20 protein-coding genes are annotated in these 20,487 nt (G+C 67.5%); 7 read left to right on the top strand and 13 right to left on the bottom strand.

The window, feature by feature from the left end; all coding sequences use genetic code 11:
- The first annotated feature begins 54 nt into the window (after nt 1-54).
- Nucleotides 55-717 (top strand): HTH-type transcriptional repressor FabR, encoded by a 663-nt coding sequence (gene fabR / locus PV764_RS19460; RefSeq protein ID WP_026069985.1) that lies wholly within the window; start codon nt 55-57, stop codon nt 715-717.
- Between the two features lie 150 nt (nt 718-867).
- On the opposite strand, the gene PV764_RS19455 is transcribed toward fabR, so the two are convergent.
- Complete coding sequence (locus PV764_RS19455) at nt 868-1,230, bottom strand: glycine zipper 2TM domain-containing protein (protein WP_019184476.1); 363 nt, start codon at nt 1,228-1,230, stop codon at nt 868-870.
- Nucleotides 1,231-1,616: 386 nt separating this feature from the next.
- On the opposite strand from PV764_RS19455, the gene PV764_RS19450 reads away from it, so the two are divergent.
- Entirely contained in the window at nt 1,617-2,012 is a 396-nt protein-coding gene (locus tag PV764_RS19450) for a barstar family protein (RefSeq protein ID WP_019184477.1), read from the top strand.
- Between the two features lie 140 nt (nt 2,013-2,152).
- Here PV764_RS19450 and PV764_RS19445 read toward each other — a convergent pair whose 3' ends face one another.
- Nucleotides 2,153-2,440 (bottom strand): hypothetical protein, encoded by a 288-nt coding sequence (locus tag PV764_RS19445; RefSeq protein WP_421117339.1) that lies wholly within the window; start codon nt 2,438-2,440, stop codon nt 2,153-2,155.
- Nucleotides 2,441-2,964: 524 nt separating this feature from the next.
- Here PV764_RS19445 and mutS point away from each other — a divergent pair.
- From mutS to katG, 3 genes are all read left to right on the top strand, one after another.
- The gene (gene mutS / locus PV764_RS19440) at nt 2,965-5,520 is read left to right on the top strand and encodes a DNA mismatch repair protein MutS (protein WP_421117337.1); all 2,556 of its coding nucleotides are present in this window, start codon (nt 2,965-2,967) and stop codon (nt 5,518-5,520) included.
- A gap of 157 nt (nt 5,521-5,677) precedes the next feature.
- Complete coding sequence (locus tag PV764_RS19435; RefSeq protein WP_421117335.1) at nt 5,678-6,289, top strand: DUF937 domain-containing protein; 612 nt, start codon at nt 5,678-5,680, stop codon at nt 6,287-6,289.
- A 204-nt stretch (nt 6,290-6,493) separates the two neighbouring features.
- The gene (gene katG, locus PV764_RS19430) at nt 6,494-8,728 is read left to right on the top strand and encodes a catalase/peroxidase HPI (RefSeq protein ID WP_421117333.1); all 2,235 of its coding nucleotides are present in this window, start codon (nt 6,494-6,496) and stop codon (nt 8,726-8,728) included.
- A 69-nt stretch (nt 8,729-8,797) separates the two neighbouring features.
- On the opposite strand, the gene PV764_RS19425 is transcribed toward katG, so the two are convergent.
- Together PV764_RS19425 and PV764_RS19420 are read right to left on the bottom strand one after the other, a co-directional pair.
- On the bottom strand, nt 8,798-9,202 hold the full coding sequence (locus tag PV764_RS19425; protein WP_019184482.1) for an RNA-binding S4 domain-containing protein: 405 nt from the start codon (nt 9,200-9,202) through the stop codon (nt 8,798-8,800).
- Nucleotides 9,195-9,536, bottom strand: coding sequence for a hypothetical protein (locus tag PV764_RS19420; protein WP_421117331.1), 342 nt, complete (start codon nt 9,534-9,536; stop codon nt 9,195-9,197). The genes PV764_RS19425 and PV764_RS19420 overlap by 8 nt, the downstream gene beginning before the upstream one ends.
- A 64-nt stretch (nt 9,537-9,600) precedes the next feature.
- Between PV764_RS19420 and PV764_RS19415 the strand changes: the two genes are divergently transcribed.
- Nucleotides 9,601-11,085 carry an MATE family efflux transporter gene (locus PV764_RS19415; RefSeq protein WP_421117329.1) on the top strand — a complete coding sequence of 495 codons (1,485 nt, stop codon included), beginning with the start codon at nt 9,601-9,603 and terminating at the stop codon, nt 11,083-11,085.
- On the opposite strand, the gene PV764_RS19410 is transcribed toward PV764_RS19415, so the two are convergent.
- The 8 genes from PV764_RS19410 to ffh form a co-directional block, all read right to left on the bottom strand.
- Nucleotides 11,082-11,459: a DUF6404 family protein gene (locus PV764_RS19410; protein ID WP_421117327.1), complete on the bottom strand. Its 378-nt coding sequence runs from the start codon at nt 11,457-11,459 to the stop codon at nt 11,082-11,084. The genes PV764_RS19415 and PV764_RS19410 overlap by 4 nt on opposite strands.
- A gap of 85 nt (nt 11,460-11,544) precedes the next feature.
- Nucleotides 11,545-11,952: a 50S ribosomal protein L19 gene (rplS, locus tag PV764_RS19405; protein WP_019184486.1), complete on the bottom strand. Its 408-nt coding sequence runs from the start codon at nt 11,950-11,952 to the stop codon at nt 11,545-11,547.
- 154 nt (nt 11,953-12,106) lie between these two features.
- Nucleotides 12,107-12,865, bottom strand: coding sequence for a tRNA (guanosine(37)-N1)-methyltransferase TrmD (trmD, locus tag PV764_RS19400; RefSeq protein WP_019184487.1), 759 nt, complete (start codon nt 12,863-12,865; stop codon nt 12,107-12,109).
- A gap of 5 nt (nt 12,866-12,870) precedes the next feature.
- Nucleotides 12,871-13,383 carry a ribosome maturation factor RimM gene (rimM, locus tag PV764_RS19395; protein ID WP_421117325.1) on the bottom strand — a complete coding sequence of 171 codons (513 nt, stop codon included), beginning with the start codon at nt 13,381-13,383 and terminating at the stop codon, nt 12,871-12,873.
- Between the two features lie 43 nt (nt 13,384-13,426).
- A complete protein-coding gene (gene rpsP / locus PV764_RS19390) occupies nt 13,427-13,687 on the bottom strand; it encodes a 30S ribosomal protein S16 (protein WP_017356068.1) in 261 nt (86 codons plus the stop codon).
- A gap of 127 nt (nt 13,688-13,814) precedes the next feature.
- Nucleotides 13,815-14,603 carry an aminotransferase class IV family protein gene (locus PV764_RS19385; RefSeq protein WP_421117323.1) on the bottom strand — a complete coding sequence of 263 codons (789 nt, stop codon included), beginning with the start codon at nt 14,601-14,603 and terminating at the stop codon, nt 13,815-13,817.
- On the bottom strand, nt 14,600-15,676 hold the full coding sequence (locus PV764_RS19380) for an NAD(P)H-dependent flavin oxidoreductase (RefSeq protein WP_421117321.1): 1,077 nt from the start codon (nt 15,674-15,676) through the stop codon (nt 14,600-14,602). Before PV764_RS19380 ends, PV764_RS19385 begins: the two co-directional genes overlap by 4 nt.
- Before the next feature lie 76 nt (nt 15,677-15,752).
- On the bottom strand, nt 15,753-17,132 hold the full coding sequence (gene ffh / locus PV764_RS19375; protein WP_019184491.1) for a signal recognition particle protein: 1,380 nt from the start codon (nt 17,130-17,132) through the stop codon (nt 15,753-15,755).
- A 131-nt stretch (nt 17,133-17,263) separates the two neighbouring features.
- Here ffh and PV764_RS19370 point away from each other — a divergent pair, with 131 nt between their 5' ends.
- The gene (locus PV764_RS19370; protein WP_019184492.1) at nt 17,264-18,058 is read left to right on the top strand and encodes a cytochrome C assembly family protein; all 795 of its coding nucleotides are present in this window, start codon (nt 17,264-17,266) and stop codon (nt 18,056-18,058) included.
- Between the two features lie 102 nt (nt 18,059-18,160).
- Here the strand turns inward: PV764_RS19370 and PV764_RS19365 are convergent, their stop codons facing one another.
- On the bottom strand, nt 18,161-20,467 hold the full coding sequence (locus tag PV764_RS19365) for a hypothetical protein (protein ID WP_421117320.1): 2,307 nt from the start codon (nt 20,465-20,467) through the stop codon (nt 18,161-18,163).
- Between the last annotated feature and the right edge of the window lie 20 nt (nt 20,468-20,487).

Below are 20,487 nucleotides of genomic sequence, written 5' to 3'. Positions count from 1 at the left end.
GGTGTATATTGCCGGGACGGGCTATGATTCAGGGACTTGACCGCGCTGCCCCTGATGACCTCCCCAGACCTGCCCCTGCCCGCCTCCGACGACGCCCATCCCGCGCGCAAAGCCTCGATCTCGCGCGAGGATCTGCTGGCCGCCGCGTTGGCCCTGATCGGGCCGCACCGCAGCGTCTCCACGCTGAGCCTGCGCGAGGTCGCGCGTGAAGCCGGGATCGCCCCGAACTCGTTCTACCGCCAGTTCCGCGACATGGACGAGTTGACCGTGGCCCTGATCGACCTGGCCGGGCGCTCGCTGCGCACGATCATCGGCGAGGCCCGCCAGCGGGCAGCCTCCTCCGACCGCAGCGTGATCCGCCTCTCGGTGGAGACCTTCATGGAACAGCTGCGCGCCGATGATCGGCTGCTTCACGTGCTGCTGCGCGAGGGCACCGCGGGTTCGGATGCGTTCAAGCACGCGGTCGACCGCGAACTGAACTACTTCGAAGACGAGTTGCGGGTGGATCTGATCCGCCTGGCCGCCGCCGACGGCGCGCGCCTGCACGAACCGGCGCTGGCCTCCAAGGCGATCACCCGGCTGGTGTTTGCGATGGGCGCTACGGCGGTTGACCTGCCGCCGGAGAAAGATCCGGAACTGATCGAGCAGCTGACCCAGATGCTGCGGATGATCATCACCGGCGCGCGCACATTGGCAGGCAGTCCGCCGCTGCGGTGATCACGCCCTTGAACGGCCAGCCCGGCTGCGTGCGAACCAAGGCATTCAGTGCTGCGCAGTATCACGGTCCATGAAAATGGCGGCCCGGAGGCCGCCATCTGATTTCATCACCACGGGCGCGACAGCCAAGGCTGCAGCGACTACGATCGATCAACGGTACTGACGCTCACAGCGACGCTCGACCACGCGGTCACCGTTCTTGGACTGCTGGTTGCCCTGGATCTGGCGCCCGGCCGCGCCGCCTGCCACGGCACCGGCAACGGTGGCCAGCTTCTTGCCGTTGCCGCCGCCCACCTGGTTGCCAAGCAGGCCACCGACCACCGCACCTGTCGCCGTGCCGGTGATGCGATTGGGATCCTTGGAATTACGCTGGACCTCGACGTTGTGGCAGACGACCTTGCTGCCGTCATTGAAGCGGCGTCCTTCGTCCTTGGGGCCGTAGGTCTGTGCGCCAGCCACTGCCGACACCGCCAGCAAACTACCCAGGCACAACACGCGGATGCTCGTCTTCATGGTCGATCCCTGTTTATGGAACATGGGCCGAGTGTCTGCCTGCCTGCGGCAAGCCCGGGTGAATTCGCGTCGACACTGCGTCAAGGCACGTGGGGGCGTTCAGGCCGCAGCCACCCGACGGAGCTTGCCGCCGTGTGCAGGTCGTCTGACGCATCGAACGGGACGCCGAAGTGGATACCCGGGCATTCATTGGATGGCAAAGCGCCGTGCCTCACCCTGTTGCGCACACAATCGATCACTGGAACCCGCCAGGGTGACCGACGATGTCGCGTCCCGGACGATCACCCACCCAACGCATCATGAGGACTGCTGCCGATGCATGACACCGCCCTGCCCTCGACAACCATCGCCCGGTGCACGCGGCCCCTGCACGCACGGACCCGGGCATGACCGGACCCACCCTGGTGCTGGACGGAAGCGCCATCGACGACATCGCCGGCTTCTACGCCGAGATCAACCGCGTGTTCATGGCCAACGAGGACTGGGAACTTGGCCCCAGCCTGGATGCGTTGGATGACCTGCTCTACGGCGGTTATGGCGCACTGGCCGGGCACGCATCCGCCACCGTGCACTGGACGCACATCGCACACAGCCGCGCCGCGCTCGGAGTGGCGGCCACCCGTGCCTGGCTGCAGGAAAAACAGGCGCGCCCCGGCATGTTCAATGCCGCGGGAATCGCCACCCAGCTGGACGCGCTGGAACGCGGCGTCGGCCAGACCTATTTCGACATCATCATGGAGGTATTCGCCGCCCATCCCGCATTGCAGCTGCGCACGGACTGACCGGCTGCGCGACGCGCCCATCGAGCCGACGGGTAGTTGTGGCCCTGCTCACCAGTCCGACGTGAGGGTCAGGGGTCCGGATACTGGGACCGAAATGCCTTACCGCCCCCGGCACACGCCAAGCTGTCGGCACCGGCAGATCAGTCTTTTTCGACGACCATGGTCCAGAGTACGGTGACCATTCCGGGCTTGGCTGGATCCATGGTGCTCTGCGGGAACACCGACACAACCTTCCACCCTTTCGCATACAGCTGCGGAACGGTCACTTGCCCAACCGACTTGCATTGGAAGACGGTGCTGTCACTGAAGGGGGTCATGACCCCGGCCGGTGTGATTTGTTCAGCGGCGAGGCAAACCTCTCCTTGCGCGGCAGAAGCGGAGCCGGCCACGGCGAGCAGGGAGGCAACAGCAAACGAAGTCCAGCGCATGAGCATTCCTTGGCGAGCCGACGTCGTGGCGGCGCTCAGACGATAGCGTATTGACACGGATGGGAGAAATGATTGGGCGCGGGCCCCTTCTCCCTTGAACACTGCCCACCAGCCCGCCCTCACGGGGCGCCTTGGCTCCCGATCAGCACGCCATAAGCCTTGCCGCCCTTGTCCACCGCACGTTCGACGACCCTGGCGGGCTTGGCTGCGCCCCATGGACAGGGATACGACGTACCGAAAGCTCCATCACCTGCTGGCGGGTCAGACTAAACTTGGTGACCTCGCGCCGTGTGGCGCGGCCCGTAGCACCATTTTTTGGCATCATCGTCCGCGTCCCGATTGGCGTCGCAACACGATCTTTGGCTCCCGACGAGCCGTCGCAGCACCATCGCAACAAAAAATCCCGTTACTTGCCGCCTTCGACGGCAACCCGCGTTCACCGACCGAGACGCACTCCATTGCAAGCCACTGATTCAAAACAAAAGAACAGCAGCACCAAGGCCTCGCCCGAACACACCCCGCTGATGAAGCAGTTCTTCGCCGCCAAGTCCGATTACCCGGACCTGCTGCTCTTCTTCCGGATGGGCGACTTCTACGAGCTGTTCTACGACGACGCCCGCAAGGCGGCGCGGCTGCTGGACATCACCCTGACCCAGCGCGGCAGCTCCGGCGGCGCGCCGATCCCGATGGCCGGCGTCCCGGTCCACGCCTACGAAGGCTATCTGGCGCGTCTGGTCGCCCTGGGCGAGTCGGTGGCGATCTGCGAGCAGATCGGCGACCCGGCGCTGGCCAAGGGCCTGGTGGAACGCAAGGTGGTGCGCATCGTCACCCCCGGCACCGTGACCGACGAAGCGCTGCTGGACGAGCGCCGCGATACGCTGCTGATGGCGCTGTCGCGCGGCAAGCACGGCTACGGCCTGGCCTGGGCCGATCTGGCCGGCGGCCGCTTTTTGGTCAACGAAGTCGATTCGGACGATGCGCTGGAAGCCGAGCTCGCGCGATTGGAACCGGCCGAGCTGCTGGTGCCCGATGAAGAAAACTGGCCGGCCTTCCTTCAGTACCGCAGCGGCATCCGGCGCCGTGCGCCCTGGTTGTTCGATGCCGACAGCGGCCGCCGCCAGCTACTGAATTTCTTCAAACTGCACGACCTGACCGGGTTCGGCATCGACGACAAGCCGCGCGCCACCGCCGCCGCCGGCGCCCTGCTCGGCTATGTCGAAGAAACCCAGAAGCAACGCCTGCCGCACCTCACCGCGATCGCCACCGAAACCGCGAGCGAAGCCATCGCCATGAACGCGGCCACGCGCCGCCATCTGGAGCTGGATACGCGCGTCGATGGCGATACCCGCAACACCCTGCTCGGTGTGCTCGACACCACGGTGACGCCGATGGGCGGTCGCCTGCTGCGGCGATGGCTGCACCGCCCGTTGCGCCTGCGCGAGGTGCTGGTGCACCGCCACGATGCGGTCGCCACGCTGATCGACCGCGGCGCCGACAGCGACGTACGCGATGCCTTCCGCGCCCTGGGCGATCTGGAACGCATTCTTACCCGCGTGGCCCTGCGCTCGGCGCGCCCGCGCGATTTCTCCACGTTGCGTGACGGCCTGGGCCTGCTGCCGGACGTGCGCGCGGTGCTCGCCCCCCTGGACTCGCCGCGCCTGATCGCCCTGCACGATGCGCTGGGCTCGCATGACGAATGCGCGCACCTGCTGGCCAGCGCGATCGCCCCGACCCCGCCGCTGAAGCTCAGCGATGGCGGCGTCATCGCCGAAGGGTACGACGCCGAGCTCGATGAGCTGCGCCGCCTCTCCACGCATGCGGACCAGTTCCTGATCGATCTGGAACAGCGCGAGCGCATCAGCAGCGGCATCGCCACGCTCAAGGTCGGCTACAACCGCGTGCACGGCTATTACATCGAAATCAGCAAGGGCCAGTCGGAGAAGGCGCCGGTGCATTACACGCGCCGCCAGACGCTGACCAATGCCGAGCGTTACATCACCGAGGAACTGAAGTCCTTCGAGGACAAGGTGCTGTCCGCACGCGAGCGCTCGCTGAGCCGCGAGAAGTTCCTGTACGAGCAGTTGCTGGACATCCTCGCCAGCGGGCTTGAGCCGCTCAAGCAGTGCGCGGCGGCATTGAGCGAACTGGACGTGCTGGCCGGTTTCGCCGAGCGTGCGCAGGCGCTGGACTGGGCGCGCCCGGAACTGGAGACCGCGCCCTGCCTGAAGATCGAGCGCGGGCGTCACCCGGTGGTCGAAGCGGTACGCGAGCAGCCGTTCGAACCGAACGACCTGGACCTGCATCCGGGCCGCCGCATGCTGGTGATCACCGGCCCGAACATGGGCGGTAAATCCACCTACATGCGCCAGAACGCACTGATCGTGCTGCTGGCCCATATCGGCAGTTTCGTGCCGGCCAGCCGTGCGGTGATCGGCCCGATCGACCGCATCCTGACCCGTATCGGCGCCGGCGACGATCTGGCCCGCGGGCAATCGACCTTCATGGTCGAGATGGCCGAGACCAGCTACATCCTGCACCACGCCAGCGCACAGTCGCTGGTGCTGATGGACGAGATCGGCCGCGGCACGTCCACGTACGACGGCCTGGCGCTGGCTGATGCGGTCGCACGCCATCTGGCTTACCAGAACCGCTGCTACACGCTGTTCGCCACGCACTATTTCGAACTGACCGCCCTGGCCGACGAACAGCACCAAGGCGGCGCCAGCGGCATCGCCAACGTGCACCTGGATGCGGTGGAGCACGGCGACGCGCTGGTGTTCATGCACGCCGTGAAGGATGGCCCGGCCAACCGCAGCTTCGGCCTGCAGGTGGCCGCACTGGCTGGCCTGCCGAAATCGACCGTCGCCCAGGCGCGACGTCGCTTGGCCGAGCTGGAACAGCGCAGCCACGAGACGCAGTCCGCCGTGGTGGCCGCGCAGGCGCTGGATGCACCGCAGCAGTTCGGGCTGTTCAACGCGCCCAACACCGCTGCCCAGGACGCGCTGGCCGCGATCGATCCGGACGAGCTGACCCCGAAGCAGGCACTGGAAGCGCTGTACCGGTTGAAGACACTGCTCTGACGATCCGGTAGTGCCGGCCGCTGGCCGGCTCCCCGCAGAGCCGGTAGCACCCGACCGTTGGTCGGGTGCGCGCGCGGGCCCGCGTGAATTCTTCGCATTCCCGTAGTGAACGCGGCGCTATGCTCGGGCGGTCCCCATCCCTGCCCTGGAGTCCGCCGTGAATACCGAATCGCTTGCCGCGTCCCTGTTCCAGCAACTGCAGCAGGGCCAAGGCCTGCAGCAGGTATCCCAGCAGTTGGACATCGATCAGAACCAGGCCAGTGGCGCCATCGGGGCGGCGCTGCCCCTCTTGCTGGGCGCGATGGGCCGCAATGCCCAGGAACCCCAAGGCGCGCAGGCCCTGCTCGGCGCCCTGCAGCGCGACCACGCGCCGGCCAGCGGCGGCGGCTTCGATCTGGGCGGGCTGCTAGGCAGCGTGCTCGGCGGTGGCGGCGGCAATGCGACCAACGGCGCCGGCATCCTTGGCCACGTCTTCGGTGGCAATACCGACCGCGCCACCCAAGGCCTGAGTCAGGCCACCGGGCTGGACAGCAGCAAGACCAGCCAGCTGCTCGCCATCCTCGCCCCCATCGTTATGTCCTATCTGGTCCAGCGCTTCGCCAGCGGCGGCAACGCCAGCCCGGGTCAGCTCAGCCAGGCCCTCGGCCAGGAAGCGCAGAGCGCCAACAGCGGTGGCCTGCTGACCTCCGTGCTGGACCAGGACGGCGACGGCCAGCTGGGCGTCGGCGATCTGCTCAAGCTCGGTGGCGGGCTGTTCGGCAAGCGCTGAGGGCGAGACGCGAAATAGCCTGCGCCTATCACATCGGTTGATTCATTCGAATTTACTGAATGAACGGCAGTGCCTAACGTGGACGTATGCCTTCACATCGCGCCGCCCCACGCGCCGCACGTGCAGGTGCCACGTTACCCGACGTCGCCATCGCCTCCCCCGCGCCGGTGGTCTCCACGTTCGCCAGTCCACAGGTAGATACCCATGAAAAGCGAAGCCAAGTGTCCGTTCAACCACGCCCTCGTCGGCGATGCCACCACCAACCGGGACTGGTGGCCCAAGCAGCTGCGGGTGGATCTGCTCAACCAGCACTCGAGCCGCTCGCATCCGCTGGATGACACCTTCGATTACGCCGAGGCCTTCAAGGGCCTGGATTACGCCGCGCTCAAGGCCGACCTCAAGGCCTTGATGACCGACTCGCAGGACTGGTGGCCGGCCGACTTCGGCCATTACGGCGGCCTGTTCGTGCGCATGGCCTGGCACAGCGCCGGCACCTACCGCATCGGCGATGGCCGGGGTGGCGCCGGCCGCGGCCAGCAGCGCTTCGCACCACTCAACAGCTGGCCGGACAATGTCAGCCTGGACAAGGCCCGCCGCCTGCTGTGGCCGATCAAGCAGAAGTATGGCCAGGCAATCTCCTGGGCCGACCTGCTGGTGCTGACCGGCAACGTCGCACTGGAATCGATGGGCTTCAAGACGTTGGGCTTCGCCGGCGGCCGCCCCGATACCTGGGAACCGGACCAGGACGTGTACTGGGGCCGTGAAACCACCTGGCTGGGCGGCGACGTGCGGTATGCGCACGGCTCTGAAGGCGTGCAGGAAGACCACGGTGTGCTGGTCTCCGATGACGACGCGGACGGCGACATCCACTCACGCGATCTCGAGAACCCGCTGGCCGCCGTGCAGATGGGCCTGATCTACGTCAATCCGGAAGGCCCGGACGGCAACCCCGATCCGCTCAAGGCGGCATTCGACATCCGCGATACCTTCGGCCGCATGGCCATGGACGATGAGGAAACCGTCGCCCTGATCGCCGGTGGCCACAGCTTCGGCAAGACCCACGGCGCCGGCCCGGCCGACAACGTCGATGTGGAACCAGAAGCGGCCGGGCTGGAAAGCCAGGGCCTGGGATGGGCCAACCGATTCGGCACCGGCAAGGGCGGCGACACCATCACCAGTGGCCTGGAAGTGACCTGGACGCGCACACCGGCGCAGTGGAGCCATGACTTCTTCGAGATCCTGTTCGGCCACGAGTGGGAGCTGACCAAGAGCCCGGCCGGTGCGCACCAGTGGGTGGCCAAGGACAGCGAGGCGATCATTCCCGATGCGCACGATCCGTCGAAGAAGCATCGCCCGACCATGCTCACCACCGACCTGTCGCTGCGGGTGGACCCGGCGTACGAAAAGATCTCGCGTCGCTTCCTGGCCGACCCGCAGGCCTTTGCCGATGCCTTCGCCCGTGCGTGGTTCAAGTTGACCCATCGCGACATGGGCCCGCGCGCACGCTATCTCGGCCCTGAGATTCCGGCCGAAGAATTCGTCTGGCAGGATCCGGTGCCGGCAGCACCCCAGGCCACGATCAGCGCGCAGGACATCGCCTCGCTGAAACAGCAGATTGCTGCGGCCGGGCTGAGCGTAGGTGAGCTGGTCTCCACCGCGTGGGCGGCGGCGTCCACCTTCCGCGGCTCGGACAAGCGCGGTGGCGCCAATGGTGCGCGCGTGCGCCTGGCCCCGCAGAAGGACTGGGCGGTCAACCAGCCGCAGCAGCTGGGCAAGGTGCTGGCCGCGCTGGAGAAGATCCAGGCCGGCTTCAAGGGCGATGGCGGCGCACAGGTGTCGCTGGCCGATCTGATCGTGCTGGCCGGCAACGTCGGCGTCGAGCAGGCAGCCAAGGCCGGTGGCCATGAGGTCAGCGTGCCGTTCAACCCGGGCCGCACCGATGCCAGTCAGACGCAGACCGATGTGGACTCGTTCGCGGTGCTGGAACCGTACGCCGATGGGTTCCGCAACTACGTCAAGGGCCGTTACGCCGTGCCTGCCGAGGCGCTGCTGATCGACCGCGCACAGCTCCTCACGCTGACCGCCCCGGAAATGACCGCACTGGTCGGTGGCCTGCGCGTGATCGGCACCAACGTCGGCGGCAGCCAGGACGGCGTGTTCACCGATCGCGTCGGCACGTTGAGCAACGACTTCTTCGTCAACCTGCTCGACATGCGCACGCAGTGGGTGGCCAACGGCGATGGCTACAGCGGCCGCGACCGCAGCACCGGCGCGCCGCGCTGGAGCGGCAGCCGCGTGGATCTGGTGTTCGGCTCGAACTCGGTGTTGCGTGCACTGGCCGAGGTCTATGCCAGCGGGGACGGCGAGAAGAAGTTCGTTCGCGACTTCGTCGCTGCCTGGGCGCGGGTGATGGAGCTGGACCGCTACGACCTGCGCTGATCCGCCGTCGCAGGCACACACGAAGACCGGGCCCACTGGCCCGGTCTTTTCATTTCTGCAGGGTGCCCCTTACAGCGCGTCCAGATCGCCCAGCGCACGGATCAATCGACGCGCACGCTTGTCCGGCTTGTGCTCCGGCGGCAGATAACCGTTCTTCGCCGCCGCACGCTGCAGGCGCACCTCCGCACGGCGAGCCAGCGACGCTTCACTTTCGAGATACAACTGCTGCGCCACCGGTGCCGGGCCGCGCATGTCGCTCAGGCCACGTACCTCGATCTCGAACACTTCATCGCCCCGGCTGATCTGCAGGGCTTCGCCCACACGCACCGCGCGCGAGGATTTCGGACGCTGCCCGGCCACGTCCACCTTGCCGGTTTCCACCGCCTGTTTGGCCAGGCTGCGGGTCCGGAAAAACCGTGCGGCCCACAGCCACACGTCCAGCCGCACGGCGGCTACCGGTGTTGCTTCAGTCATGCTTTCTACCCAGCTCCACGGCGTTGGCCGGTTGTCGGTTAAGCGGTTGCGTCGCGTCCGGATTGCCGCGGCACCCCGTGCCACCGATCAGCGCCGGCACTCCGGCATCCAGATCGCGGCGCTGGCTGCCGACCTGGCATTCCGGTCGGTCCATGGGCCTTACCTGTGCGTCGCGCAGGCGGTCGTCCGTACTCGAACATGCGGCCAGCGAGGCGGCAATCAAGAGGGCCAGCGTGGTGCGGATGAACCGGTCATCCAGGAGGATCGGCAGCCGGCCAGCGGCCGGCACTGCCGGGGGAGCGGCTGACGTGCGTTGAGACGCGGAAGTGCGCATCGCGATATCCCCTTGATGGGCTTGGTGCTAGTGTGCCGCTCTCTGAGCATGATCTCCAGCGCACATGGCCAAAGCGCCGCTTGACCTGACCACCGGCCCGATCGAGCGCAATCTGTTCCTGTTCGCCCTGCCGATCCTGGCCGGCAACATCGCCCAGTCGCTGAACGGCTCGGTGAACGCGATCTGGGTCGGCCGCTTCCTCGGCGAAGCGGCGCTCACCGCCACCGCGAACGCCAACAACATCATGTTCTTCCTGATCGGCTCGGTGTTCGGCATCGGCATGGCCGCCTCGATCCTGATCGGCCAGTCGATGGGCGCACGCGACCTGCCGCAGGCGCGGCGCGTGATGGGCACCAGCGCGACCTTCTTCATCGGCCTGTCGGTGGTGATCGCGATTGCCGGCTGGTGGCTCTCACACCCGCTGCTGGCGGCGATGGGCACACCGGCCGAATCCCTGCCACTGGCCGAGGCCTACCTGCGCATCATCTTCCTGGCGATGCCCACGCTGTATGCCTTCGCCTTCCTGAGCTCGGCACTGCGCGGCGTGGGCGATTCACGCACGCCGTTCCGCTTCCTGCTGCTCTCGGTGCTGCTGGACATCGGCTTCAACCCGCTGCTGATCTTCGGCATCGGCCCGTTCCCGCAGCTGGGCATCGCCGGCGCGGCCTGGGCCACGCTGATCGCGCAGACCCTCTCGCTGCTCGGCCTGCTCTGGTACATGCGCAACAAGCGCCATGTGCTCTGGCTGGGGCGCAAGGACATGGCGCTGTTCAAGATCGATGGGGAGATCCTGCGCGCCCTGGTGGTCAAGGGCGTGCCGATGGGCCTGCAGATGGTGCTGATCTCGCTGTCGATGATCCTGATGATGACCATGGTCAACGGCTACGGCACCGATACCGCGGCCGCGTATGGTGCCTCGCTGCAGCTGTGGACCTATGTGCAGATGCCGGCGATGGCGATCGGCGCGGCGTGCTCGACCATGGCGGCGCAGAACGTCGGCGCGCAGCGCTGGGACCGCGTCCGTGGCACCGCCCGCAGCGGTGTGCTCTACAACTTCCTGCTGACCGGCGTGCTGATCCTGCCGCTGATCCTGCTTGATCGTTACACGCTCGCTCTGTTCCTGCCCGAGGGCAGCCAGGCGCTGGAAGTGGCCCGCCACCTCAACCACATCGCGGTGTGGTCGTTCCTGTTCTTCGGCGTGAACTTCGTGATCTCCGGCGTGGTGCGCTCCACCGGCGCGGTGATCCCGCCGCTGCTGATCCTGGCCGCCTCGCTGTGGGGCATCCGCGTGCCGTTCGCCGAGCTGCTGCAGGACCGTTGGGGCGCCGACGCGGTGTGGTGGAGCTTCCCGGTCAGCTCGTTCTGCGCGATGCTGATGTCGCTGGCGTATTACCGCTGGGGCGGCTGGCGCAAGGCACGCATGCTGCCCAGCCATCATGAAGAGCTGGCGGCCCCGGCCGAGATCCCGGCGTCGCCGCCGTCGCCCGTGGCGGACCCGAATCCCACCACGCTGCAGCCCGCCGCGGCGGGCAGCGCACGGCCGGATTAGGCCACGCGCCCCTGCAGCAGGGTCCTCCAGGCCGGCAGCCTGTAGCGCCGGCGCTGGTAGCGCATGAGCAGCGCCATCAGCAGGCCGAACAACAGCCCGGCCATGACAGCACTGCCCACGGTGATGCCGAGCGTGAGCGAGCCAAGGTCAAGCACCAGCCCCATCAACAGGCGCCACAACACGCCCCACAGCACCCCGAACAGTCCGCCCATCACGAACAGGTTGGCACCGAAGCTGGCGAGCAGCGGGGGCGGCACGCGCAGCCCCATGCGCCACAGCAGCCGATGCATCGGCGGTGCGCGCATGCCGGCGGGCACCTTGGCGTCGGCCATGGCCTGCAGGGCAAGACATACATCGGCGGGATAACGGTCCATGTGCTTCTCCATCACGAGGCCACAAACGCAAACGGCCACCCGAAGGTGGCCGTTTGAGGCGACAACCGAAGTTGTCGGCCGGGAATTACTGGGCAGCCTTGGCAGCCAGGCGCGCGGCCTTGGCCTGCGCAGCAGCAGCCAGATCTTCCTTGATGCGGGCAGCCTTGCCTTCCAGGCCACGCAGGTAGTACAGCTTGCCGGCGCGGACCTTGCCACGACGCTTCACTTCGACCGAGTCGATGATGGCGCTGTGGGTCTGGAAGACGCGCTCGACGCCGTAGCCGTGCGAGATCTTGCGGACGGTGAACGCGGAGTTCAGGCCGGCGTTCTTGGTGCCGATGACGACGCCTTCGTAAGCCTGCACGCGCTCACGGTTGCCTTCCTTCACCTTCACGTTGACGACGACGGTGTCACCCTGGCTGAACTTCGGCAGCTCGCGGGTGATCTGGGCGGATTCGAAGTCCGAGAGGATGGATTTGTTCAGCTTGCTCATGGGTGCACCGATAGTGTTCGGGTGGTCGTGTCGTTCGACAACGTGGGCTCATGCAGTCACCGGACTGTGCTGCACGTTTTTTGTAGGGATTCCTGCCACCGCGCCCAAAAGGCCGATGGCAATCCCGAATTGTAAACAAGATCCCGCCCCCGCGCTAGGGGGTCGGATCCTTGGCAAGGGCCTGCCGTGCCTGCTCCAGCAGGAGGCGGTCGGCCTTGGGCAACTGGCTTTCATCGAGCAGATCCGGCCGCCGCAGCGCGGTACGCAGCAGCGACTGCTGCCGTCGCCAACGGGCGATGGCGGCATGGTTGCCCGAGCGCAGCACGTCCGGGACAGTGCCCCATTCATGCTGCGCGGGATGACTGTAGTGCGGGCAGTCCAGCAGCCCCTGCGGGCCTTCGAAACTGTCCTGGGCGGCCGATTCGGCATCGCCGAGGGCCCCGTCCTGCAGGCGGGTGACTGCATCGACGATCACCGCCGCGCCCAGCTCTCCGCCGGACAGGACGTAATCGCCCAGCGAGATCTCCTCGGTGACCTCGGCCTCGAGGAAACGCTCGTCGATGCCTTCATAGCGGCCGCAGAGCAGGATCATGCGCGGCAGTGCCGCCAGTTCCCGGACCTTGGCCTGGGTCAGCGGCCTGCCCTGCGGGCTGAGGTAGATCACCGGCGCAGGCGCCGGGTCCGCCGCCTTGGCCGCAGCCAGGCAGGCCCGCAGCGGCTCGATCAGCATGACCATGCCCGGGCCACCCCCGAACGGACGGTCGTCCACCCGGCGGTAGTTGCCTTCGGCATAGTCACGCGGATTCCAGCCGTGCAGATCCAGCAGACCGCGCTCAGCGGCACGGCCGACCACGCCCAGCGCGGCCGACTGCGCCATGAACTCGGGAAACAACGTGACGACGTCGATACGCATCCGGCCTAGAACTCCGGATCCCAGTCGACCACGATCAGGTTGGCCTCGAAATCCACCGACACCACGAATTCGGGCTGCACGAACGGAATCATCCGCTCACGGTCACCCTGCACCACGAGCACATCGTTGGAGCCGGTCGAGAACAGGTGGGATGCCCGCCCCAGTTCGATGCCATCGACGGTACGCACCTGCAGGCCTTCCAGATCGACCCAGTAATATTCATCGGGCTTCGGCGGCGGCAGTGCGCTGCGCGCGACATAGACTTCGGTCCCGTACATCGCCTCGACCACGTCGCGGTCGGTGATGCCGGGAAACACGGCAACCAGATGCTTGCCGGACTGACGTCCGCGCGCACCGGTGAGCGTGCTCTCCTGGCCGGCGGGGGTCCGCAGGATCCAGGGCTGATAGTGGAAAATGGCGGTACGCGGCTCGGTCCAGGACTCGAGCTTGATCTCGCCTCGCACACCAAAAGCGCCGACAATCCTGCCCAGCAGGATCCGGCGCTCGGTATCTTTCATCTGAATAGACCGAATGGGCCGCGGCAGGCGCGGCCCTTCAGGATCAGGCCGCAGAGGCCTGGGCCTTGGTCGCTTCCTTGTACAGGTTGCGGACCTTGTCGGTCATCTGGGCGCCGTTGGCGACCCACTTGTCGACCAGCGGCAGGTCCAGCACGATGCGGGACTCGGCACCCTGGGCAACCGGGTTGTAGTAACCGACGCGCTCGATGTTGCGGCCATCACGGGCGCTGCGCGAGTCGGTCACGATGATGTGGTAGAACGGACGCTTCTTGGCGCCGCCGCGGGTCAGTCGAATCTTGACCATGGTGTTGTTTCCTCAATTGCCCAGTCGCCAGGATGGCGCGGTAAGCCGGCGATTATAGCGGCGGCCTCCCGCCATTCCAAGCCTGTGAAGGCCTTGAAAGCTGAACAGGGCTCATTGATCGGAGCGTTCACGACGACAAGGGCTGCCAGGGTGTCCCGGCGAGCACCCGCCGGGCGTTGGCGCACAGGGCTTCCGAGTTCCCCAGTGCGACGCCATCGACCCTCGCGATCGGCCAGATGCCGGCGGCATTGCAGGCGATGGCGGCGTCGAACCCGGCCAGGTCCGCCAGCGCGACCGGCCGCACCTGCTGATCGCCGCCCCACCCTGCCTGCAGCAGGCGTTCGTGGGTGCCGCGCAGCGCGCGCGCCTGCGGCCAGACCAGCGTGCCACCACTGGCGAAGGCGATGTTCCAGGTGGTGCCTTCGCTGATATGCCCGTCGTCGCCAACGAACAGCGCGTCGTCCACGCCAGCCTGCAATGCCTCGCGACGATGCTGGAACAGTGCGAACGTACCGACATGCTTCACGTGCGGCAGCTCGCGCTGATAGCGCACCGTCCGCAGCCGCCGCGATATCGCCGGTAGATCGACCGGTGGCGCCACGGCGACCAGCACATCGACGGCCACCGGTTGCAGCGGCCGCCGGAAATCGAACTGGCGCGAGAACACAGTCACCCGCAGCGACGCATCGACCACGCCCTCGACCTGCAGCGCGCCGTGCATCCAGGCCCGCACCTGCAGCGGATCCAGTGCGCTGCCGAACAGCTCGGCCGTGCCCTCCTGCAGGCGCTGCAGATGCAGGTCCAGGCCCTGCACCGCACCACCGCGCACCTGCAACGAGGTGAAATGGCCGTAGTTGGTCAGCGCCCCGGCAAGATCATCGACCGTGGCCGGCCGGCCATTGCAGTACGGCGTCATCCCAGCAACGCCTTGGCGTCGGACCACATCTGCTGCAGCACCTCGGCGGCGGGGCGTGCCGGTGCCATCCATGCGGATTGCCCGGCCCAGGCCTGCATCGCATCGAGGTTGCTGTCGCGGCCTGCCTGCGCGCGCATCGGTGCGGTCAGGCCACGCTGCACCGGATACGGGCGCGACGGCGGCGCATCGGCAGACGCGGCGGCACGTACATACGCGGTCGCCAGGCCACGGCCGAGGCGACCACTGAAAGCGCGGGTCGGCCAGGTATCTTCGGGTTCGGCCTCGGCCAATGCCTGCGACCACGCCGGATTCAAATGACACTCGGGGGTACGCAGGAACGCGGTGCCCACCTGCACTGCACTCGCGCCCAGCGTCAGCGCCGCGGCGATGCCGCGCCCATCGGCGATGCCACCGGCCGCGATCACCGGAATATCCAGATGATCGGCCAGCCGCGGCAGCAGCGCGAACAACCCGACCAGCTGGCGCTCGGCCGCATCGGGATCGAACGCGCCCCGATGCCCGCCGGCTTCAAACCCCTGCGCAACCACCGCGTCGGCGCCGGCGGCCTGTGCGGCACGCGCTTCGGCCAGGGTCGTCGCGCACGCGATCCAGGCAATGCCCACGTCTTTCAGGCGCTGCACCTGCGCTGCGGAGAACAGGCCCATGATGGTCGAGGCCACCGCCGGGCGCGCCTCGATCAGGGCCTCGAACTGTGCATCGAAATCGGCCGGTCCTGCATCGGCCGCACTGGCCGGCACCTCCGGCCCCCACTGCGCCAGGAAGCGACGTGTCGCGGCTTCCGCATCGGCATCGCGCCGCGGCAGCGGATCAGGAATCCAGACATTGACCTGCGCCGGCCCTGCGGACTGCGCGTGGAAATCGGTCATCCACGCCACGATGTCCTGCGGCTGGGACAGCACCGCGCCCATCGCGCCCATGCTGCCGGCGTTGGCCAGCGCCGCCGACAGCGGCACCGGGCAGGCGCCGGCCATCGGCGCGAGCAGGATCGGGGCCTGCAATGCAAAACGCCGACAGAAGCTGTCGGCGCGTTCGAGAAGCGGGGAACCATTCACGCGCGGCGCACCTGGGGAAGGAGACGGTGCCAGCATACGCCGCACCGCCCCCGCCCGGAATGCATGCGCGCAGGACTCAGCGGAACGGCATGCCGCCGCGGCCGCCCATGGCGCCCATCATGCCTTTCATGCTGCGCATCATGCCCTTCATGCCGCCGCCGGCCATCTTGCTCATCATTTTTTCCATCTGCTGGAACTGCTTCATGAGCTTGTTGACGTCGGCCGGGGTCAGGCCGGAACCACGCGCGATGCGGGCGCGGCGCGAGCCGTTGAGCAGGCCCGGGTTGCGGCGCTCTTTCTTGGTCATCGAGTTGATGATCGCGATCATGCGCGGCACTTCCTTGCCCTGGCTGACCTGCTGCTTGAGGTGCTCGGGAATCTGGCCCAGGCCCGGCAGCTTGTCCATCAGGCCGCCGATGCCGCCCATGTTCTGCATCTGCTCGAGCTGGTCACGCATGTCGTTCAGATCGAACTTCTTGCCCTTGGCGACCTTCTCGGCCAGCTTCTGGGCCTTGTCCTTGTCGACCTGCTGCTCGACCTGCTCCACCAGCGACAGCACATCGCCCATGTCCAGGATGCGGCTGGCGATACGGTCCGGGTGGAACACATCCAGGCCGTCCGGCTTTTCGCTGACACCGACGAACTTGATCGGCTTGCCGGTGATGTAGCGCACGCTCAGCGCGGCACCACCGCGGGCGTCACCGTCGGTCTTGGTCAGCACCACGCCGGTCAGCGGCAGCGCATCGCCGAAGGCCTTGGCGGTGTTGGCGGCATCCTGGCCGGTCATGGCGTCGACCACGAACAGCGTTTCGGCCGGGTTGACCGCGGCGTGCAGCGCCTTGATCTCGGCCATCATCGCTTCGTCGATGGCCAGGCGACCGGCGGTATCGACGATCAGCACATCCACGAACGACTTGCGCGCGTCATCGATCGCAGCGCGGACGATCGCTTCCGGCTTCTGGTCGGCAGTGGACGGGAAGAACAGCACGCCGACCTGGTCGGCCAGGGTCTTGAGCTGCTCGATCGCGGCCGGACGGTAGACGTCGGCCGAGACCACCATCACCTTCTTCTTGCGCTTTTCCTTGAGGTGCTTGGCCAGCTTGCCCACCGTGGTGGTCTTGCCCGCACCCTGCAGGCCGGCCATCAGGATGATCGCCGGGGCCGGCACGTTGAGGTTCAGGTCCGAGGCGGCCGAGCCCATGACCGCGGTCAGCTCGTCGCGCACGACCTTGATCAGCGCCTGGCCCGGGGTCAGCGACTTGAGCACTTCCTGGCCGACCGCGCGCACCTTGATGCGCTCGACCAGCGCCTGCACCACGGGCAGCGCGACATCGGCCTCGAGCAGCGCGATGCGGACTTCGCGGGTGGCCTCGCGGATGTTTTCCTCGGTCAGGCGACCGCGGCCGCGCAGCCGCTCGATGGTGCCGGAGAGGCGCTGGGTCAGGGACTCGAACATGGAAGCGACCTGTTCAGAACAAAAGACAATGAGACCGCCAGTATAACGGTTCCGCCCCGGCTCCCGGACCGACCGCAAGCTGCCGCCCGCCGGGCATCGCCAGCACCCCGGGGGTATGCGAAACTGACACGATGACAATCGTTCTCATCGCGACCCTGCTGTACCTGACCGCCACCGGCCTGCTGGTGCGCGCGGTCGTCCGCGATGATGCGGTGACCTCCCCGGCCTGGCTGTGGCCGGCGCTCCCGGCGATGCTGCTGCACGGCGGCTATCACGTGCTGGTGGCGATGCGCACCAGCGGCGGCCCGGACATGCACTTTTTCGCGGCCCTGTCGCTGGTCGGCCTGGGCATGGCGTGGCTGACCTCGCTGGTCGCCGCGCGCGGGCGCATGGCCGCACTTGGCGTGCTGGTGTTCCCGATGGCCGCCGCGGTGTTGTGGATCTATCACGCCTACGGCCACGAGCCGAGCAGGCCGCTGGGCTGGCAGCTGGCCACCCACGCCTGGATGGCGCTGCTTGCCTACGCCACCCTCAGCGTGGCCGCCCTGCTGGCCATCATGCTGTGGCTGCAGGAGCGCGCCCTGCGCCGCCGCGATTTCCGGCCGTGGCTGCGCGCCCTGCCCCCGCTGGCCGATCTGGAAGCCCTGCTGTTCCGCGTGATCGCGGTCGGCTTTGCGCTGTTGACGCTCACCCTGGTCACCGGCGTGCTGTTCGTCGATGACCTGCTGGCGCAGAAGCTGGTCCACAAGACCGTGCTCAGCATCCTGTCCTGGATCGTGTTCGGCACCCTGCTGATCGGCCGCCGCCGCTATGGCTGGCGCGGCGCGAAGGCGGTGCACTGGACCCTGACCGCGATGGCGCTGCTGCTGTTGGCGTTCTTCGGCAGCCAGTTCGTGATCGAATTGGTGTTCGGCCGCACGCGATAGAGGCGTGCCGACCAACGGTCGGCACCTGCCCGAACCTCGCAAGGGGAGCTGCCGACTGTTGGCCGGCAGGCCGCCGGCGGGCACCAATCCGCTATCCGTTGATCACAACCCGTACCGTTCGATCGCGTCCAGATGCGGCTGACGGTCCTGGTCGCAGGCCTCGGCCAGGCGCAGCCAGCAGTGCGGGTGCGCCCACTCCGGCGTCACCTGCTGCAGGAAGCGATGCAGTGCCAGCGGCGCGTGATCCTGTGGCTGGGCGATAGTGAACAGCAGGCCCGGCAGCGTCCCGCCTTCCGCATCCGGATCGGTCACCGTGTAGTCCGGCCGGCTGTGCGCCCACACCTTCCAGCCCTGTGCCTCTGCCGCTGCTACCAGAGCGTTCCACGCCTCCTCGCCCGGGTGCGCGCCGTCGACCAGCCAGCTGCGTGCGAAACCGCCCCGCTCCAGCACGTGCACCTGCGCATAGGTCGGAATGAAGTGCTCGCGCTCCGCTTCGTCCTCCGGCGCGGGGTGTACGAGGCCGGCGTCAAACACCACCCAGTCCCCCACCTGCTGCGCGCGGTTGGCCGGTGCGTTCTCGACGATGCGCGCGGTCACCGGTCCGGTGCGGCGGCCGTAGTACTCCATCGGCTCGCCGCCCTCTTCGCTGCGGATGATCACCCAGCCCCAGGACTCTTCGACCACGCCCTGCTGACTGGACAGTTCCATGCCGATCGCCGCCGCCGAGCGGCGCACCGCCTCCCAGTCGCGCGCCGCGCTGGCCGCACTCATGTGGTCCCAGTGCGCGGCGTTGGGCTCATCCAGCGTCTCCACCAGCTGCGCATAGCAGGCCTGGGCGTCGCTGAAGCGGCCGGTCTCCATGTACATGCGGGCAAGCGTCCCGCGTGCGCCGTTCGAGCCTGGCGACAGCGTGAGCAACGCCTGCGCGGCCTGTTCCAGCGCCGGCCAGTCGGACGCGCGCCGGGCACGCTGCACCTCGCACCAGTGCGCGAACACCGGCACGCTGTCGCGGTAGGTCGCCGCCAGCCTGCGCAGGCCGTCATCATCGCCCTGCTCGGCCAGCCAACGCATCAGCGTGTAGGCCGCTGCGCCATCTTCCTGCGCGTGGCCGCGCACGAAGTCCCACAGCAGCGCCTGCGCTTCGGTCTTCGCGCCACAGGCATGCAACGCCGAGGCGGCAACTTCGGCCAGTGCGCCGTCGTCCGGCCGCTCGGCGTGCGCCTGCAGCAGCCACTGCGCTTCACGCTCGGGATCGCGCGACTGGTGCTGTTCGCCTTGAGCCTGCAGCCACGCCAGCAGTTCATCGGCCGGCACCGGCAAGGGTGCCATCTCCGGCAGCGCCTCGATCCGCGCCGCCAATCCACTCACCAGCGCGGCAGCGCCACGATCCTGCCGCAGCTGCGCCAGGTGGGTACGGGCCAGTCCAAGCTGGCGCTGCGCCACCCAGCGTGCACCGCGCTGCAGGGCCAGCTCCAGGCTCAACGCGGCGATCTCGATCACCAGGCGATGCGCGCCGACAGCGGCGAAGTGCTCGATGATCGTGTTGAAGCGCGTCCCCAGATCCCATGTATTGCGTGCGCCATCACGGCTGCACAGCGTCGAAGCGGTATTGGCCCACAGCCGCCAGTGATTCGGCGTCAGCTCGCTCCAGGGCACCAGCTGCTGCAGCGCCTCTTCATCGCGCCCCAACTGGGCCAGTGCCCAGGCCTTAGACAGCCGGCGCGGCACCGTGCAGTTGGCAGGTTCGTATTCGCCCGCAGCGGCCACCTCGGCTTCGCGCGTCTCGATCAGCGCCAGCGCTTCCTGCGCACGGCCGCTGGCCAGCAGGATCTTGATCTGCATTTCAGGGAAGCTGTCGAACACTTCCTTGCCGCGCGCCTGGATCGCCGCCGCCTGCACCTGCAGGTACTCCAGCGCGTCTTGGCCGCGGCCGTCGTCCAGCAGCGCGTCGGCCTTCTCGCAGCTCAGGCACTGGAAGCAAGCCCAGCTCGGGTCGATGCGGCCCAGCGTCTCGTCGCAGACCTCGATGCGTTCGGGCACCCAGCCCGGACCATCGATGTTGCCATAGCAGGCGGCAAGATCCTGGGTGACGCAGATCGACTGCGGGCAGTCCAGGGTATCGGCGCGGTGTGCGCGCTCGAACAGCGCCACCGACTCGCCCAGCGCGCTTTCACCTTCCATGCGGTTGCCGACGTGGTTGCGCAGGGCCCAGTGGCCGACATAGACGTCGACCCAGGGGTTGTCCAATGCCTTGCCCAGCGCGCGCGCTTCAGGCAGCAGTGCATCGACGCGATCGACCTGCAGTTCACTGACGTCATCGGCAAGGCGGGTGAGCAGGTGGGCGTTCTGTGCCTGGCCTGCCAGGCGCAGGTCTTCCTGCAGTTTTTCGACCCAGTTCCAGATATCCATGGGGGGTTGAGGCTCCTGTC

The organism is Stenotrophomonas sp. AS1, from assembly GCF_048957655.1.
Classification (GTDB): Bacteria; Pseudomonadota; Gammaproteobacteria; order Xanthomonadales; family Xanthomonadaceae; genus Stenotrophomonas; species Stenotrophomonas bentonitica_A.
This window is presented reverse-complemented; position numbering and strand designations above follow the sequence as displayed.